Origin of the sequence: Aeromonas sobria (assembly GCF_050266975.1) — a bacterium.
GTDB lineage: Bacteria > Pseudomonadota > Gammaproteobacteria > Enterobacterales > Aeromonadaceae > Aeromonas > Aeromonas sobria_B.
This window is the reverse complement of record NZ_JBKISU010000109.1, coordinates 1-403: the sequence shown is the minus strand read 5'-3', so window position 1 is coordinate 403 and position 403 is coordinate 1. Positions and strand designations below refer to the sequence as shown.

1 tRNA gene is annotated in these 403 nt (G+C 50.6%); it reads right to left on the bottom strand.

Annotation, left to right across the window (positions count from 1 at the left end):
- Positions 1 to 281: 281 nt before the first annotated feature.
- A tRNA-Asp gene (locus ACLHZ1_RS20655) sits at positions 282 to 358 on the bottom strand.
- Positions 359 to 403: the final 45 nt, after the last annotated feature.

The following is a 403-nucleotide window of genomic DNA, read 5'->3' as shown; positions in this document are numbered from 1 at the left end:
GATCTGCTGCTGCCAAAAATCAGCACGTTCTTGAGTGGTCATAGTGAAAATCCAGCGAAGAGGTAATGGATTTCAAGTGTGACGAGCTGATTTTGGGAAAAAAAGATGCCGATTCAAGGGCGCTTACAGAAGACTGGCTCGGAAATGACCTCCGGTCAAATTTGAGATTTGGTCACGACATGGTCACAGTTTGGTCACGGTCACAAGACGGGGTGCCAGAGGATAGATGAGCAGAAAAGCAAAAAACCCTTAAGCTGCAACAGCTTAAGGGCTTCTATTAGTGGCGGAGCGGACGGGACTCGAACCCGCGACCCCCGGCGTGACAGGCCGGTATTCTAACCGACTGAACTACCGCTCCGCATTCGGTTAGCTTTCGCTAAATCTTCTGCCGCTTACTGAGGTG